Below are 16,672 nucleotides of genomic sequence, written 5' to 3' on the forward strand. Positions count from 1 at the left end.
ACATGACGGGGAATCTGAAGGAGTCGCCGGCCGACGCGGTGCGGGCACTGCTCGCGGCGCGCGCGACCGCGGCGCTGAGCGGCGACGCCGTCGCGACGGGCGGCAGCCGCATCCCGCGGCGGCCGGACCGCCGTGACCCGGCGCCGCTGTCGACCGGGCAGCGGCGGCTGTGGTTCGCGGCGCAACTGGAGCCCAACGGCGCCGCCAACGTGCCGCTGGTGCTCCGGCTGACCGGCGCGCTCGACACCGCGGCGGTACGCGGCGCGGTCGAGGACGTGATCGCCCGCCACGACGTGCTGGGCAGCGTCTTCCGGGACGGCGAGGACGGCCCCGTGGCCGTACCCGCCGACGTGGCCCCCGACTTCGCGGTCCTGGAGGTGGCCGGGACCGACCTGGACGCCGCGCTGCACGCCGAGGCCACCGCGCCGTTCGACCTGGCCGCGCGACCGCCGATCCGGGTGCGGCTGTTCCGGCTCGGCGCCGCCGACCACGTCCTGTCGGTCACCGTCCACCACGTCGCCACCGACGCGCACTCGGAAGCCCTGCTGCTGGGCGAACTCGCGGCGGCGTACGCGCACCGGACGGGCAGCGGCGCGCCGCTCCCCGCCGCGCAGGCCGCGCAGTACGCCGACTTCGCCGCCTGGCAGGCCGAACGCCTCGCCGGTACGGCCGCGGACCAGGACCTTCAGTGGTGGGTGCGGCGGCTCGGGGACGCGCCGCCGCTGCTGGAGCTGCCCACCGACCGGCGGCGCCCGTCGGTCGCGCGGTGGGACGCCGACCAGGTCCCGGTACGTGTCCCGGCCGCCGCGGCCGCGGCGCTGCGGGCCGCCGCGGCGGACGCCGGGTGCACGCCGTTCATGGCCGTGCTCGCCGCGTGGCAGGTGCTGCTCGGGCGCCTCACCGCCGTGGACGACGTGGTGGTCGGCGTCCCGCACTCGGGGCGCCACCACACCGATGTCGCCGACACCGTGGGCTTCTTCGTCAACACGTTGCCGATGCGCGGCGACCTGTCGGGCGACCCCCGCGTGTGCGACCTGCTCTCCCGCACCCGCGGGGACGTACTGGACGCGTACAGCCACGCCGAGACGCCGTTCGAGCGGATGGTGGAGCGGCTGCGGCCCGAGCGGAGCCTGGCCGGAACACCGGTCGTCCAGGTGATGCTGAACCTGCTGGAGGACGACGGGTCGTCGCGGGCCCTCCGGTTCGGGGACGCCGAGGCCGTACCGGTCGACCTGCCGTCGCTCGTCGCGCAGGCCGATCTGGTGCTCGACCTCAGGGCCGAGGCGGACGGCTACACGGGCGAACTCATCTTCCGTACCGACCTGTTCGAGGCGGACACGGTCGCGGCCTGGGCCCGCTGCTTCGAGCGGCTGGCCGAGGAGTTCGGGGGCGACCCCGAGCGCCGTGTGTCGGAGCTGGACCTGCTGGGCCCGGCCGCGGACGCCCTGCTGCGCCTCGGGGCCGGTACCGAGCTGCCCGCCGGTCCGGCGACGGTGCTCGACGCGGTGCTCACCCGCGCGGCGGACCGGGCCGAACTCACCGCCGTCTCGGCCGCGATCGCGGCACAACTGGTGTCCGCCGGTGTGCGGCCGGGCGATGCCGTCGGCGTCTGCCTGACCCGGGACCAGCGGCTGCCCGCCGCGCTGCTCGCCGTGTGGCGGGCCGGGGCCGCGTACGTGCCGCTCGACGCGGACCACCCGGCGCAGTGGCTGGGCAGGCTGGCCGAACGGGCCGGTGTGCGCGTGGTGCTGGCCGACGAGGGCACCGCCGCCGCGGCGTCCGCCATCGACGGGACACGGCTCGTGGTGGCTGACCCCGCCGCGCCGCCCGGCGCCCTTCCGGCCGCGCCGTGCGCCGGAGACCTGGCGTACGTCCTGTTCACCTCGGGCTCGACGGGTGAGCCGAAGGGCGTCGAGGTCACGCACGCCACGCTCGCGGCGCTCGCCTCCGCGATGCGCGCCGACCTCGGCGTCGGCCCGTCCGACGTGATGCTCGCCGTCGCGCCGCTGAGCTTCGACATCTCGGCGTCGGAGATCTGGACGACGCTGGCCGCGGGAGGGCGCTGTGTCGTCGTCGAGCGCGAGTGCGCCCTCGACGGCCACGCCCTGGCCCGGCGCATCGCGGACACCGGGGCGACCTCGGTCAATCTGACGCCCACCAGCTTCCGCATGCTGCTGGCCGCCGGATGGCAGGGCGACGGGAAGCTGCGCGCGCTGTCCGGCGGCGAGGCCCTGGACGCCGCGCTCGCCGGTGAACTCCTCGGTCACGTCGGTGAGTTGTGGAACATGTACGGGCCGACCGAGACCACCGTGACCGCCACCGCCCACCGGGTACGCCCGGCCGACACCGACGCGTCCGGCGCCCCGACGGTGCCGCTGGGCGGCGCGATCGCCGGTACGCGGCTGTACGTCGTCGACGCTGCGGGACGGCTGGCGCCGCCCGGTGCGGTCGGCGAGCTGTGGATCGGCGGCGCCGGGGTCGCCCTCGGCTACCGGAACCGGCCCGACCTCACCTCCGCCGCGTTCACCGCCGACCCGTTCCGCCCCGGGGGCCGGTGCTTCCGGACCGCGGACGCGGTGCGCTGGCGCGCCGACGGACTGCTGGAGTTCGTCGGACGGCGCGACCAGCAGGTGAAGATCCGCGGGCACCGCATCGAGCCCTCCGACATCGAGGCCGCCCTCCACCAGTGCCCCGGCGTCCGGGCCGCCGCCGTCGCGGTGGCCGGGAGCGGGCCCGACACCCGGCTCGTCGGCTTCGTCGCCCCGGACACGGTGGCCACCGACACCGTCGAGGCGTTCCTGGCGGCCCGGCTGCCGCGCCACATGGTGCCGCGCCGCTGGGTCCTGCTGCCCGCACTGCCGACGCTGCCCAGCGGAAAGGTCGACCGGGGCGCGCTGGCCGACCCGGGCGGCGGCGAGCGGCCGTTCGTCCCGCCCGCGACCGGGATGGAGGAATTCGTCGCGGAGATGTGGGCCGAGACCATCGGCGCCGCCCGTGACCTGCCGATCGGCCGGGACGACGACTTCTTCGCGCTCGGTGGCCACTCGCTGGCCGCCACCCGGGTCGTCGGGCGGCTGCTGGAATCCCTGGAGTGCGAGGTGCCCGTACGCGTGCTGTTCGAGCACCCGACGCTGGCCGAGTTCGCCGCCGCGGTCGAGCGCCTGGTGCTTGCCGGTCTCGCCGCCGCGCTCGAGGAAGAGGTGACGTCGTGACCGACACCACCGGCACCGCGGTCGAGGACCGCCTCAGGGCACTGCTGGACCGTAAGATCGCGGCCGCCCGCACCCGGCCGGCCGCCGGTATCCCGCGCCGCCCCGACCCCGCCGCGCCGGCCCCGCTGTCGCTGGCGCAGGCCCGGCTGTGGCTGCTGTCCCAACTCGACCCGGACGACGTCGCGTACCTCATGCCGCTGGTGCTGCGGCTGTCCGGCGCGGTGGACGTCGAGGCGCTGACCGGCGCGGTCCGCGACGTGATCCGCCGCCATGACGCCCTGCGCCGCGTCGTACGGCAGATCGACGGCGAGCCGATGGCCGTGGCGGTCCCGGTGGAGGCCGTGCCGATCACCGTCGAACCGGCCGCGGACGACCTGGACGAGCGGCTGCACCGGATGGCGCACACGCCGTTCGCGCTGGACACCGAGCCGCCGCTGCGGGCCGCCGTGTACCCGCGGGCCGACGGCGGCTGCGTGCTGGCGCTGACACTGCACCACATCGCCGGTGACGCCTGGTCGCTCGACGTGCTGCTCGCCGACCTCGCCGCCGCGTACGCCGCGCGCACCGGGCACGCCGCGCCGCCGGCCGCACCGGCCCTCGACTTCGCGGACGTGGCCGCCTGGCAGCGCGCGCGGGCCGACGGCGCAGCCCTCCAGGGCCAGCTCGACTGGTGGGCGTCCGAGCTCGCCGGGCTGCCGGCCGTCACCGCGCTGCCGACCGACCGGCCCCGGCGCGCCGTCCCCAGCGGCGCGGCCGGGACGGTGGAGCTGACCGTCCCCGCGGCGGTGGCCACCCGGGTCCGGCAGGCGGCGGCCGAGACCGGCGGTACGCCGTTCATGGTCTACCTCGCGGCGCTCCAGGCGCTGCTGGCCCGGCTGGCCGACACCCACGACGTGGCGGTGGGCGTCCCCGAGTCGGGCCGCCGCCACCCAGGGACCGAAGGCGTCGTCGGATGCCTGCTCAACACGCTGGTGCTGCGCGGTGACCTGTCCGGCGACCCGGCGGGACGGGAACTGCTGGGCCGTACCAGGGACCGGGTGCTGGAGGCGTTCGCCCACGCCGAGGTCGGTTTCGAGCAGGTCGTCGAGCGCGTCGTCACCGAGCGGGTGCCCGGCGCCACCCCGCTGTACCAGGTGCAGCTCAACTACCTGGCGGACGAGGCGCCGACGCCGGACTTCCCCGGTCTGGCGGTCGAGGCCGACATGCAGGCCAACGACGCGGCGAAGTTCGACCTGAACCTCTATCTCTCCGACGCCGAGCCCGGCGGCCCGGCGTCCGGCGAGTTCACCTTCCGCCGCGACCTGTTCGACGACGCGACGGCGGAAGCGCTGGGCTCGTGGTTCGTGCACCTGCTCGGCGGCCTGGTGTCCGACCTGGACGCGCCGGTCGGCTCGCTCCCGCTGGCCGAGGTCACGGCGCCGGTGCTGGCCGGGCCGCGGACGCCCACCGCGGGCGGGACCGTGCACGGCCGCTTCGAGCAGTGGGCGGAGCGTACGCCGGACCGCACCGCCGTGGTCGCGCCGGACGGCGAGCTGGCGTACGGCGCCCTCGAAGGCCGCGCCAACCAGTTCGCGCACCGGCTGTCCGCGCTCGGCGTCCGGCGCGACGAACCGGTCGCGATCCTGCTGGAGCCCAGCACCGACCTGGCCGCCGCGATCCTCGCCGCGCTCAAGGCCGGTGGCGCCTACCTGCCGATCGACACCGGGTTCCCGGCGGCGCGGATCGAGGCCATGCTGAACGCCTCCGGGGCCCGCGTCCTCGTCACGGACCGGGCGACGGCCGCGACGCTCCCCGACGCCGCCACGGCCGACCGGCGACTGGTCCTCACCGGCGACCCGTCACTCGCGGACCTGCCGCGCACCCGTCCCCGTATCCCGGACATGACGGGCGAGGAACTCGCCCACACCATCTTCACCTCGGGCTCCACCGGCGAGCCCAAGGGCGCGATGATCGAGCACCGGGGCGTGCTCAACTGCGTGGACGGCTTCCTGGACCGGATCGGCGACGCCGCCGGCGGGTCCTTCGCCGTGATCTCGACCATCGCCGCCGACCTCGGCCTGGCGGGCTTCCACGGTGCCCTGCTGTCCGGCGGCACACTGCACCTCGTCCCGCGGGAGACCGCGACGGACCCGGTCGCGTTCGCCGGATACCTGCGGCGGCACCCCGTCGACGTGGTGAAGTGCGTCCCCAGCCACCTCAGCATGCTGGCCGCCCACGGCGAACTGGCTGACGTGCTGCCGCGCCGCCTCCTGGTGTTCGGCGGCGAGGCCGTGCCGTGGCCGCTCGTCGAGCGGATCCGCGGGCTGCGCCCGGAGCTCGCCGTCCACACGCACTACGGTCCCACCGAGAGCAGCATGTTCTCGTTCGTCTGCGACACGGCGCTGGTGCCGGCCGACGAGCGGGACGGCATCGTGCCGCTCGGCACGCTGCTGCCCAACATCGCGGTGCACGTGGTGGACCGCGCCGGAGCGCCGCTGCCGGCCGGGGTGCCCGGCGAACTGACCCTGGTGGGAGCGGGCGTCGGCCGCGGCTACGCGCACCGGCCCGAACTCACCGCGCGGAGCTTCACCCCCGGCCCGCTCGGCGAGGAGCGCGCCTACCGCACCGGCGACCTGGTGCGCGTCCGGGCCGACGGCACGGTGGAGTTCCTGGGCCGCCTGGACGACCAGGTGAAGGTACGGGGCCACCGCATCGAGCTGAGCGAGGTCGCGCTCGCCTGCCGCGCGCTGCCGGGAGTGCACGACGCCTTCGTGCTGCCGGTGGGCGACGCCCACGAGCGCAGGCTCGCCGCCTGGGTGGTGCCCGAGCCCGGCACCGACCTGGACGTCGGCGGGATCCGGGGCGAGCTGCGCCGGACGCTGGCCGACTACATGGTGCCCGCGCTGCTGCGGATCGTCCCCGCGCTGCCGCTGAACCCCAACGGCAAGGTCGACCGCGCGGCGCTGACCGTGCCCGACGCGGCGGAAGGCGCCGTGGACGGAGCGGGCCGCGCGCCCGAGTCGGCCACCGAGCGCCTGGTGGCCGAGGCGTGGCGGGAGGTGCTCGGCATCCCCGCCCCCGCGGCGGAGGACGACTTCTTCGCCGTGGGCGGCCACTCCTTCGCGGCGACCCGGGTGGCCGGCCGGCTGCGGCAGGGCCTGGGCCGCGACGTCCCGCTGCGTACGGTCTTCGACCACCCGGTGCTGGCCGATCTCGCGCGGGCGCTCGACGAGCAGGCGGACGCGGCCACCGGCGCCCCGGGCGCCCTGTCCGCGATCGCGCGCCGCGCGGACCCCGGCCGCCCCGTGCCGCTGACCCCGGCCCAGGCGCGCCTGTGGTTCCTCGCGCAGTACGACGCCGACAGCTCCGCCTACAACGTCCCGCTGGTGCTGCGCCTTCGCGGCGCGGTCGACACGGACGCGCTCACCGCGGCCCTCGGCGACCTCGTCGAGCGGCACGAGATCCTGCGCACCACCGTCGCCGTCGTGGACGGCGAGCCGATGGCCGCCCCGCGACTGGCCGCCTCCGTGCCGATCACCGTCGACCCGTCGCCCACGGACAGGGACGCCCGGGTGGCGGCCCTCACCGCCCGCCCCTTCACCCTCGACCGCGAACCCCCGGCGCGCTTCACCCTGTTCACGGGTACGAGCCCGGTTACGCGTACGAGCCCGGGCACCGGCACCACCACCACCGCCGCCACTGCCACCGGCTCGGCCACCGCGACCACCACCGGCCCCGCCGACACCGTCCTGGCCATGGTGTTCCACCACATCGCCGTGGACTTCTGGTCGCTCGACCTGATCCTGCGCGACCTGTTCGCGCTCTACGCGGCGCGCACCGGGGAGGCGGCCGCGTTGCCGGCGGCGGCGCTGCAGTACGCCGACTACGCGAGGTGGCTCGCCGGGCACCAGGACGTGGCGCGGGACAGCGCGCACCTCGACTGGTGGGAGGGCCGGCTCGCGGGCGCCGCGCCGGTGCTGGACCTGCCGACGGACCGGCCCCGGCCCGCGGTCGCCGCCGGGACCGGGGGCTCCGTGCCGGTGGTGCTGCCGCCGGACCTCACGGCCGCCGTGCGGCGGATCGCCGCCGAGACCGACACCACCGTGTTCCAGGTGCTGCTGGCCGCCTGGCAGACGCTGCTCGGACGGCTGGCGGGCGTCGACGACGTCGTGGTGGGTGTGCCGGTGTCGGGCCGTCACCACCCCGACACCGAGCAACTGGTCGGCTGCTTCGTCAACACCCTGCCGATGCGCACCGACCTGTCGGGCGACCCCACCGCCCGCGAAGTGCTGGCGCGGGTGCGGGGCACGGCGCTGGACGCCATGGCGCACGGCGACATCGCCTTCGAGCGGATCGTCGACCGGCTGCGGCCCGAGCGCACCACCGCGCACACGCCGATCTTCCAGACCACGCTCAATGTGCTGGACAGCGACCGGGCGATGCCCGCGCCGGGCGGCGTCGCCGTGGACGTCCTCGACGCGGCGGCCGGCGGGGTCAAGTTCGACCTCGGACTCGTCCTCGGCGGCGGCGCCGACGGCTACGAGGGCGAACTCGCCTACCGCACCGACATCTTCGACCGGGCCCGCGCGGCCAGGACGGTCACCTGGTTCACCGCGCTGCTGCGCGGTTTCACCGAGGCGCCGGACGCCCCCGTGCGCTCGCTCGTGCTGGAGCCGGTCACCGGCCCCACGCTCGCCGGGCCCGTTCCCGAGCGCGCCGCCGAGACGGCGCTGGTGCACCAGCTCGTGGAGCGCTGGGCCGACCGGACCCCCGACGCGGCAGCCGTGATCGACGCCCGGGGAACCCTGTCGTACGCCGAACTGGACGCCCGGGCGAACCGGCTGGCGCACCGGCTGATCGCCGAGGGCGTCCGGGCCGACCAGCCCGTCGGCATCCTGCTGGAGCCCGGGGCCCACCTCGCGGTGGCGATCCTCGGCATCCTCAAGGCCGGGGGCGGCTATCTGCCGTTCGACACCCGGTACCCGGTGTCGCGGATCCGCGACATGCTCGCCATCGCTGGCGCCCGTACCGTACTCACCAGCACCGACCTCGCCGGGCTGCTGGACGGCGAACCCTCCACGGTCATCGCGGTCGACGACCCCGGGGCCACGGCAGGGATGCCCGGCACACGGCCGGATCTGCCGGTCGACCCGTCGCACCTGGTGCACGTGATCTTCACCTCCGGGTCGACCGGCGCGCCCAAGGGCGTCGCCGTCGAGCACCGCAACGTGCTGCACTACCTCGGCGGGATCCTGGACCGCCTCGACGCGCGCGGCGCGTCCTTCGCGATGGTGTCCACCCCCGCCGCCGACTTCGGGCTCACCTGTGTCTACGGCGCCCTCACCACCGGCGGCGTCGTGCACCTGGTGGACCGGGACACCGCCCTGGACCCTGGGGCGTTCGCGGCCTACCTCGTGACCCACGACGTCGACGTGCTCAAGTGCGTGCCCAGCCACCTCGAACTGCTCGCCGCACACGGCGACCTGGCGGGCGTACTGCCCGGCAGGCTGCTGATCCTGGCCGGTGAGGCGTGCCCGTGGGAGCTGGTCCAGCGGGTGCGCGCCGCGAAGCCGGACCTGCGCGTGCAGAGCCACTACGGCCACACCGAGAGCACGATGATCTCCCTCACCTGCGCGGTGGAGGAGATCCCGGAGTCCGCCCAGGTCGGCATCGTGCCGCTCGGCACTCCGCTGCCGGGCGTCGTCGGCCACCTGGTGGACCGCCACGGGCAGCCGGTGCCGGTGGGCATGGCCGGCGAACTCGTCATCGGCGGCCCCGGCGTCGTGCGCGGCTACCTCGGCCGGCCGGACCTCACCGAGGCGCGGTTCGGCGCCGACCCGCTCGGCGCGGACGTGCGCTGCTACCGCACGGGCGACCTGCTCACCGTCGGCTTCGACGGGACCGTACGGTTCCTCGGCCGGGTCGACGACCAGGTCAAGATCCGCGGCCACCGGGTGGAGCTCGGCGAGGTCACCGTGGCGCTGCGGGACGCGCCCGGGGTGGCCGAGGCCGTGGTGCTGCCGGTCGGCGCGGCCCACGAGCGGCGGCTCGCCGCCTGGCTCGTCCCGGACGCCGGACGGCCGCTCGACGCGGCCGCCGTCCGCGAGGCGCTCCGGGCCGCGCTGCCCGACTACATGATCCCGACGACGCTCACCGTCCTGGACCGGCTGCCGCTGAACGCGAACGGCAAGATCGACCGGGCCGCGCTGCCCGCACCCGCGGCGGCGGTCGCGGCCTCCGGCGGACGGCCGCCGGGCACACCGTCGGAGGTACGGGTCGCCGAGGTCTGGTCCAGGATCCTGAACATCCCGGACATCGGCGCCGACGACGACTTCTTCGCCCTCGGCGGCCAGTCCTTCGCCGCCGTCACCGCGGTGCGGGCGATCGGCGGCGGCCTGCGCGTCATCGACCTCTTCCTGCACCCCACCGTCGCCGGGCTCGCCGCCGCGCTGGACCGGGGCGCCGGGGCGGCCGACGACGGCCGGCTGCTGCACCGGCTCGGCGGGCCCGCCCCCGGCGTGGCGGCGCAGGCCACCGTGGTCTGCGTCCCGTACGGCGGCGGCACGGCCGGGGTGTACCAGCCGTTCGCGCAGGCCCTCGGCAGCGCCTTCGAGGTACTGGCCGTGGAACTGCCCGGCCACGACGCCGCCCGGCCGGACGAGACACCGCTGCCGGTCGGGGACCTGGTGGCGGTGCTGGCGGCCGAGCTGGCGGACCGCCAGGTGACGAGCCCGGTCGTGGTGTACGGGCACTGTGTCGGGTCGGCGCTCGCGACCGCCCTGGCGCAGCGGCTGGAGGCCGACGGCCGCCACGTCGCCGCGGTCGTCGTGGGCGGCAGCTTCCCCGCGGCCCGGCTGCCGGGACGGCTCAACGCATGGCTGGACAAGGTCCTGCCGCGTGACCGCATGGTGTCCGACCGGCTGTTCAACGACACGCTGCGGGCCACCGGCGGCCTGGTCGAGGGCATGGACGAGGCGGCGGCGGCCACCGCGGTGAAGGCGCTGCGGCACGACGCGCGGGCCGCGCAGTCCTGGTTCGGCGCGGCGCTGGCCGACGAGGGCCGGGCCCGGCTCAATGCCCCGGTGCTCTGCGTGGTCGGTTCCCTCGACCGCGCCACCGAGCTGTACGAGGAACGGCACCGGGAGTGGGGGGCGTTCACCGAGCGCGTCGAGCTGGCGGTGCTCCCGGGCGCCCGGCACTACTTCCTGCGGGACCACGCCGAGGCCCTGGCCACGCTCGTGCGGGACAGCCTCGCGCGCTGGGACGACGGCGATCTGCCGGAGCCCGTCGACGCCGGATTCGTCACCGGCAGGGAACGGCGGCGCGGGCTGCGCGCGTTCTTCACCGTCGCCGTGGGCCAGGCCGTCTCGGTGATCGGCAACGAGCTGAGCGCCTTCGCGCTGGGCGTGTGGGCGTACCAGCGCAGCGGGCGGATCAGCGACCTGGCGCTGGTGGTGACGCTCGCCCAGATCCCGATGATCCTGCTGACACCGGTCGGCGGCGCGGTCGCGGACCGGGTGGACCGGCGGCGCGTGATGCTCGCCTGCGACATGGTGTGCGCCGTCGCGATGGGTGTGCTGACGCTGCTGATGGCCACCCATCTGCTGAACATGTGGAGCATCTGCGCGGTCGTCTCGGTCACCTCGACGGCGGCGGCCTTCCAGGTCCCGGCGTATCTGGCGGCCGTGGTGCAGCTGGTGCCCAAGCCGTATCTGACGCAGGCCAGCGCACTGGCCGAGGCCGGTGTGGGCCTCGGGACGGTGGTGGGCCCGCTGGCCGGCGGTCCGCTGGTGCTGCTGCTCGGCCTGCCCTGGCTGGTCGGTATCGACGCCGCGACCTTCGTGGTCGGCGTGGCCACACTGCTGGCCGTACGGTTCCCCGAGCGGATGTTCTTCCGCCGCGAGGAGCCGTTCCGCTCCGCCCTGACCGGCGGTTGGCGGTTCATCGTGCGGCGCCGCCCGCTGCTGGTGATGGTCGGCTACTTCGCCGTCGTGAACTACTTCACCGCCGTGATGTGGGTGGGCCTCACCCCGCTGGTGCTCTCCATCGGCTCGGCCGGCGGGCTCGGTGTGGTGACCGCGATCGGCGGTGTGGGCGCGGTGATCGGCACGGTGATCGTGGTGGCCTGGGGCGGTACCCGCCGCCGCGCCACCGGCATGATCGCGTTCGTCATCGGATCCGGTGTCGGTGTGGCCGTGATGGGCGTGGTGCCCTCGACGACCGTGATCGCGATCGGCTTCTTCATCCGGCTGGCGTGCATGAACATCGGCAACGCGCACTGGCTGTCGCTGCTGCAGACCAAGGTGGGCGAGGACCTGCTCGGCCGGGTGCTGGCGGTCAACATCACGCTGGCCACGCTGGTCCAGCCGCTGGGCTTCCTCACCGTCGGGCCGCTCGCCGACCATGTGTTCCGGCCGCTGGTCGCCCCCGGCGGCCCGCTCGCGGGCTCGGTCGGCCGCGTCGTCGGCACCGGGACGCACGGCGGGATCGCCCTGTTCATGGTGGTGTCGGGGATCTTCATGGCGGCGTGGGGCGCCTTCGGCCTGCGGTTCCGCCGGCTGCGCTACATGGAGGACGAACTGCCCGACGCCGGTTCCCTCACCCTGGAGCCGGACGAGGTGGTGGCGCGATGACACCGGCCTCGAAGGTCCTCGTCACCCTGGACGACGTGTACGAGGCGGCGGAGCGTATCGCCCCGCACATCACCCGCACCCCGCTGATCGGCGTCGGCGGCCCGCTGGTGCTCAAGGCGGAGCACCTCCAGACCACCCGGTCGTTCAAGCTCCGCGGCGTCGTGAACGCGGTCGCCCGCCTCACCGCCGCCGCGGACGGGCGGCAACTGCGGCTCGTCGCGCAGTCCTCGGGCAACCACGGGCGCGCACTGGCCTGGGCCGCCCGGCGGTTCGGCCACCAGGCCACCGTCGTCCTCGCCGACACCGCCGCGGCGCACAAGGTCGCGCGGATACGGGAGTTGGGTGCCGAGACGGTGCTCGTCCCGGCCGGCCGGCGCGGCCCGGCCACCGCGGACCTCGCCCGGGAGCGCGGCGCGACCGTGGTCTCCTCCGACGACCTCGACGTGATCGCCGGGCACGGCACGATCGCCCTGGAGATCCTGGCCGACCTCCCGGAGACCGGCCTCCTCCTGGCACCGGTGTGCAACGGCGGGCTGCTCTCCGGGCTCGCCGTCGTCGCCAAGGCCCTGCGACCCGACGTCCGGGTGGTCGGCGTGGAACCGGAACTCGCCGCCGACGCCAGGGCCAGCCTGCGCGCCGGCCACCGCGTGACCTGGCCGGTGGAGCGGACCTACCGCACCGTGGCCGACGGGCTGCGCGCCCCGGTCGTCGGCGCGCACGCCTGGGAGCACATCCGCCGCTGCGTCGACGACATCGTCACCGTGACGGAGGCACAGATCACCGAGGCGATGGCCCGGTTGACCGAGCGGTACGGCATCACCGCCGAGCCCAGCGGCGCGGTCGCCACCGCGGCCCATCTGGCGGGGGCGGTGCCACCGGGACCCGGCGGCACCGTCGCCATCCTGTCCGGCGGCAGCGTGCCGCCCGGGACACCACACGCCCCCGCGACGAAGCGGCACGGGCACAACGAGGGAGAAGTACACGTGGAAACCAGCACACCGGTCGACATCGATGAGCCGATGCGGATCACCGACGAGCGCGTCGTCGCCACCTTCGACGCCGGTCCGCCGGACATCGGCGCCCTCTGGGAGCTGTGCGTGCACCTGGAGTGGGACCGCAAGGCGGCCGTCGACGGCATCGCCGCCTGGCTCGGCGACCCCGAGGGCCTGCGCGTCCTGGACGCGGCGTGCGGCAGCGGCTTCCCGGCGATCGACCTCGCCGCCCGCGGCTACGACATGACCTGCTCCGACGGCAGCCCCCGGATGCTGGAGTACTTCCACGCCAACGCGGCCGCGCTCGGCGTCGACGTCGAGGCGGTCCAGGAGTACTGGGAGAAGGTCGGCGACCGGTTCGCGGGCGCGTTCGACGTCGTGATGTGCCGCGGCAGCGCACTGCCCTACGCGGGCAGCTGGGACGCCGACGCCGAGCCGGACCGCGAGGCGCTGCGCCGCTCGGTCGAGGGCTTCGCGGCCTGCCTGAAGCCCGGCGGCCGGCTGTACATCGACACCACGCTGGAGCAGAACCTCAAGGACACCGCCCCGCACCGCACCACGTATCCCAGCATGGTGATCGGTGAGCACGCCGTGGACCTCACCGAGGTGGTCACCACCGACCTGGACGCCAGGACCCGGCGGTGGGACAGCGTCCTCACGGTCGACGGCGTCGAGTACCGCTTCGTGCGGCGTTCGCACTACCTGAGCCACGAGGACCTCACCCAGCTGATGCACGACGCGGGCGTGTCCGACGTCGCCCGCCAGGACGTGGCGGGCGAGACCTACGCCGTGTTCTCCGGCACCCTGCGGCCGTAGTCCCGAAAACCCACGCGGGGGCCCGCACCGCGGAACCCCGTTCATCCCCCTACGACGAAAGACGACAGCATGCCGAACTTCGACCGCCCCCAGGCCCCGAACCCGTACGACCTGCTGCCCGCGGTGCCGACCTTCACGCTGACCAGTGACGACCTGGTCGACGGCGAGCAGGTGCCGACGGCGCACCTCAAGGCGAACGCCGGTGGCGAGAACGTCAGCCCGCACCTGCGCTGGTCCGGCGCCCCGGAGGGCACGCTCAGCTACGCGGTCACCTGCTTCGACCCGGACGCCCCCACCGTGTGCGGCTGGTGGCACTGGATCGTCGGCGGCATACCGGCCGACGTCACGGAGCTGGCCCGCGGCGCGGGCGCCGACACCAAGGCGCTGCCGGAGGGCGCGCTGCACCTGCGCAACGACTTCGGCGAGCTGGCGTACACCGGCTCCGCCCCGCCGGTCGGCGACCGCGAGCACCGGTACCTCTTCACCGTCCACGCCCTGGACGAGGAGGACATGGAGTTCGAGGACACCGACAGCGCCGCCTCGGCGAGCTTCGGCATCCACGGCAGCGAGCTGGCCCGCGCCACGCTCGTCGTCACCTACCGGCGCTGATCCGCGATGGCACCGGCATCGTCACCCCTGCTCACCCTGGCCGACTTCGAACAGGCCGCGCGGGCCCGACTGCCCCGCGAGGTCTGGGACTTCGTGGCGGGCGGGGCCGGCCACGAGGCCACCCTCGCGGCCAACCTGCGCGCCTTCGACCGGGTGTACGTCGTTCCGCGGGTGCTCGCGGGCACCTCGCGGGCGGACACCGCGGGGCGGCTGCTCGGCACCGGGGTGACGATGCCGGTCGCCGTGGCACCGATGGCGTACCAGCGCCTGGTGCACCCCGAGGGCGAGGCGGCGCTGGCCGCCGCGGCCCGGGACGCGGGCGTGCTGTTCACCGCGACCATGCTGAGCAGCCTGCCCATCGAGGAGATCACGGCGGTCGGCGCCGCGACCTGGTTCCAGACGTACTGGCTGCGCGACCGGGCCAGGACCCTGGACCTCGTCGCCCGCGCGGAGGCGGCCGGCTGCTCGGCGCTGGTCCTCACCGTCGACGTGCCACGCATGGGCCGCCGGCTGCGCGACATGCGGAACGCCTTCGTGCTGCCGCGGGACGTCACGGCCGCCAACCTCGCCGGGGCGTCGGCCTCGACGGCGCACCGGCGGGCGGACGGGGAGTCGGCGGCGATGGTCCACACCGCCGAGATCTTCGACCCCACGCTCGGCTGGGCGGACATCGAGTGGCTCCGCGAGCGGACCCGGCTGCCGCTGGTCCTCAAGGGCATCCTCGATCCGGCCGACGCCGTGCGCGCGGTGGAGGCGGGCGCCGCCGCGATCGTGGTGTCCAACCACGGCGGCCGCCAGCTCGACGGGGCGCTGCCGAGCCTGGACGCGCTGCCCGCGGTGGTCGACGCGGTCGCCGGGCGCTGCCCGGTGCTGCTGGACTCCGGGCTGCGCTCGGGTACCGATCTGCTGAAGGCCCTCGCTCTCGGCGCGGCCGGCGCGATGCTGGGCCGCCCGGCACTGTGGGGTCTGGCCACCGACGGCGCTGAGGGCGCGGCCGCGGCGCTGCGGCTGTTCGGCCTCGAGTTCGAGAACGCCATGGCGCTCGCCGGATGCCGCGATCTGGACGCGGTCGGGGCGCTGACCGCACGAGTGGAAGGAATGACCGCGTGACGGACGCCCTCATCAGGCTGGAGGACCTGCACGGCTCGCTGACCGATCCGACGCTCGACTCCATGAACCTGCTCAACGAGATCTCGCAGCGCTATCCGCACGCGGTCTCGTTCGCGGCCGGACGGCCCCACGAAGGCGGTTGGGCGGTCGAGGACCTCCACCGCTACCTGCGGATCTTCTGCGAGCACCTGGCGACCGCCCGGGGCTGGAGCCAGGAGGACGTCACCCGGCTGCTGTTCCAGTACGGCCGCACCAACGGCGTCATCGGCGACCTGGTGGCCGACAACCTGGCCAAGGACGAGGGGATCGTCGTCGACCCCGAGGCCGTCGTGGTCACGGTGGGCTGCCAGGAGGCGATGCTGCTGGCCCTGCGCGCGCTGACCGCCGGCCCGCGCGACGCCGTACTGGCCGTCGAGCCGACCTACGTGGGCCTGGCCGGGGCCGCGCGGCTCCTGGACGTCCCCGTGCTGCCGGTCCCGGCCGGTGCGGACGGCCTCGACCACGAGGGGCTGGACCGCGCACTGCGCGAGGCGCGCGCCAGGGGCGTCAACCCCCGCGCGCTGTACGTCATCCCGGACTTCTCCAATCCGCTGGGCGTGAGCCTGTCCCTGGCCGGGCGGCGCCGGCTGCTCGACTGGGCCGCCCGGGAGGACGTCCTGCTGCTGGAGGACAACCCGTACGGCCTGTTCGCCGCCGGGACCGAGCGCCTGCCGACGCTCAAGGCCCTGGACACCGACCGGCGGGTCGTCTACCTGGGCTCGTACGCGAAGACCGCGCTGCCCGGTGTCCGTATCGGCTTCGCCGTCGCCGACCAGCCGGTGGCCGACGCGGCCGGGAACCGCGTGGGGCTGCTCGCCGACCAGCTCGGCAAGATCAAGAGCATGGTCTCGGTGAACACCCCGCCGGTGGCCCAGGCCGTGCTCGGCGGGCGGCTGCTGGAGGCGGGCGGCAGCCTGGTCACCGCCAACGCCGGTACGGCGGCCGTCTACCGCGAGAACCTGGCCCGGCTGCTCGGCGGGCTGTCCGCGCGCTTCCCGGCCGCCGGGCCGGGTCCGAAGGTGACGTGGAACGTGCCCAGCGGCGGCTTCTTCGTCGTGGTGAGCGTGGAGTTCGAGACGACGATGGCACTGCTGGAGCACTCGGCGAACGCCCACGGCGTGCTGTGGACGCCGATGGGCCAGTTCTACTCCGACCTGCGCCCGACCCGGCAGCTCCGGCTGTCCTTCAGCGCCCTCGGGCCCGACGACATCGAACTCGGCCTGGACCGGCTGGCGTCCTTCGTCCGCGAGCAGAGCCCGCCCCGCTGAAAGAGGTGGGGGGC

At 75.2% G+C, this 16,672-nt stretch carries 6 protein-coding genes; all 6 read left to right on the plus strand.

Features of this window, described 5'->3' with window-relative positions:
• Nucleotides 1-2 precede the first annotated feature (2 nt).
• The 6 genes from AB0M29_RS19840 to AB0M29_RS19865 all read left to right on the plus strand — a co-directional run bounded on the left by AB0M29_RS19840 (nucleotide 3) and on the right by AB0M29_RS19865 (nucleotide 16,658).
• On the plus strand, nucleotides 3-3,212 hold the full coding sequence (locus tag AB0M29_RS19840; RefSeq protein WP_365384196.1) for an amino acid adenylation domain-containing protein: 3,210 nt from the start codon (nucleotides 3-5) through the stop codon (nucleotides 3,210-3,212).
• Nucleotides 3,209-11,824 carry an amino acid adenylation domain-containing protein gene (locus tag AB0M29_RS19845; RefSeq protein WP_365384197.1) on the plus strand — a complete coding sequence of 2,872 codons (8,616 nt, stop codon included), beginning with the start codon at nucleotides 3,209-3,211 and terminating at the stop codon, nucleotides 11,822-11,824. Before AB0M29_RS19840 ends, AB0M29_RS19845 begins: the two co-directional genes overlap by 4 nt.
• Nucleotides 11,821-13,632 (plus strand): pyridoxal-phosphate dependent enzyme, encoded by a 1,812-nt coding sequence (locus AB0M29_RS19850; protein WP_365384199.1) that lies wholly within the window; start codon nucleotides 11,821-11,823, stop codon nucleotides 13,630-13,632. The genes AB0M29_RS19845 and AB0M29_RS19850 overlap by 4 nt, the downstream gene beginning before the upstream one ends.
• 69 nt (nucleotides 13,633-13,701) lie before the next feature.
• Nucleotides 13,702-14,241 (plus strand): YbhB/YbcL family Raf kinase inhibitor-like protein, encoded by a 540-nt coding sequence (locus AB0M29_RS19855; protein WP_365384201.1) that lies wholly within the window; start codon nucleotides 13,702-13,704, stop codon nucleotides 14,239-14,241.
• Nucleotides 14,242-14,247: 6 nt separating this feature from the next.
• On the plus strand, nucleotides 14,248-15,351 hold the full coding sequence (locus AB0M29_RS19860; RefSeq protein ID WP_365384202.1) for an alpha-hydroxy acid oxidase: 1,104 nt from the start codon (nucleotides 14,248-14,250) through the stop codon (nucleotides 15,349-15,351).
• Nucleotides 15,348-16,658, plus strand: coding sequence for a PLP-dependent aminotransferase family protein (locus tag AB0M29_RS19865; protein WP_365384204.1), 1,311 nt, complete (start codon nucleotides 15,348-15,350; stop codon nucleotides 16,656-16,658). Before AB0M29_RS19860 ends, AB0M29_RS19865 begins: the two co-directional genes overlap by 4 nt.
• The last annotated feature ends 14 nt before the right edge of the window (nucleotides 16,659-16,672 follow it).

Origin of the sequence: Streptomyces sp. NPDC051976, from assembly GCF_040680795.1 — a bacterium.
GTDB lineage: Bacteria > Actinomycetota > Actinomycetes > Streptomycetales > Streptomycetaceae > Actinacidiphila.

Excerpts from the sequence above, each read along its gene's own strand:
- AB0M29_RS19850 (WP_365384199.1), top strand. The coding sequence starts at position 11,821 with ATGACACCGGCCTCGAAGGTCCTCGTCACCCTGGACGACGTGTACGAG.
- AB0M29_RS19855 (WP_365384201.1), top strand. The coding sequence starts at position 13,702 with ATGCCGAACTTCGACCGCCCCCAGGCCCCGAACCCGTACGACCTGCTG.
- AB0M29_RS19840 (WP_365384196.1), top strand. The coding sequence starts at position 3 with ATGACGGGGAATCTGAAGGAGTCGCCGGCCGACGCGGTGCGGGCACTG.
- AB0M29_RS19860 (WP_365384202.1), top strand. The coding sequence starts at position 14,248 with ATGGCACCGGCATCGTCACCCCTGCTCACCCTGGCCGACTTCGAACAG.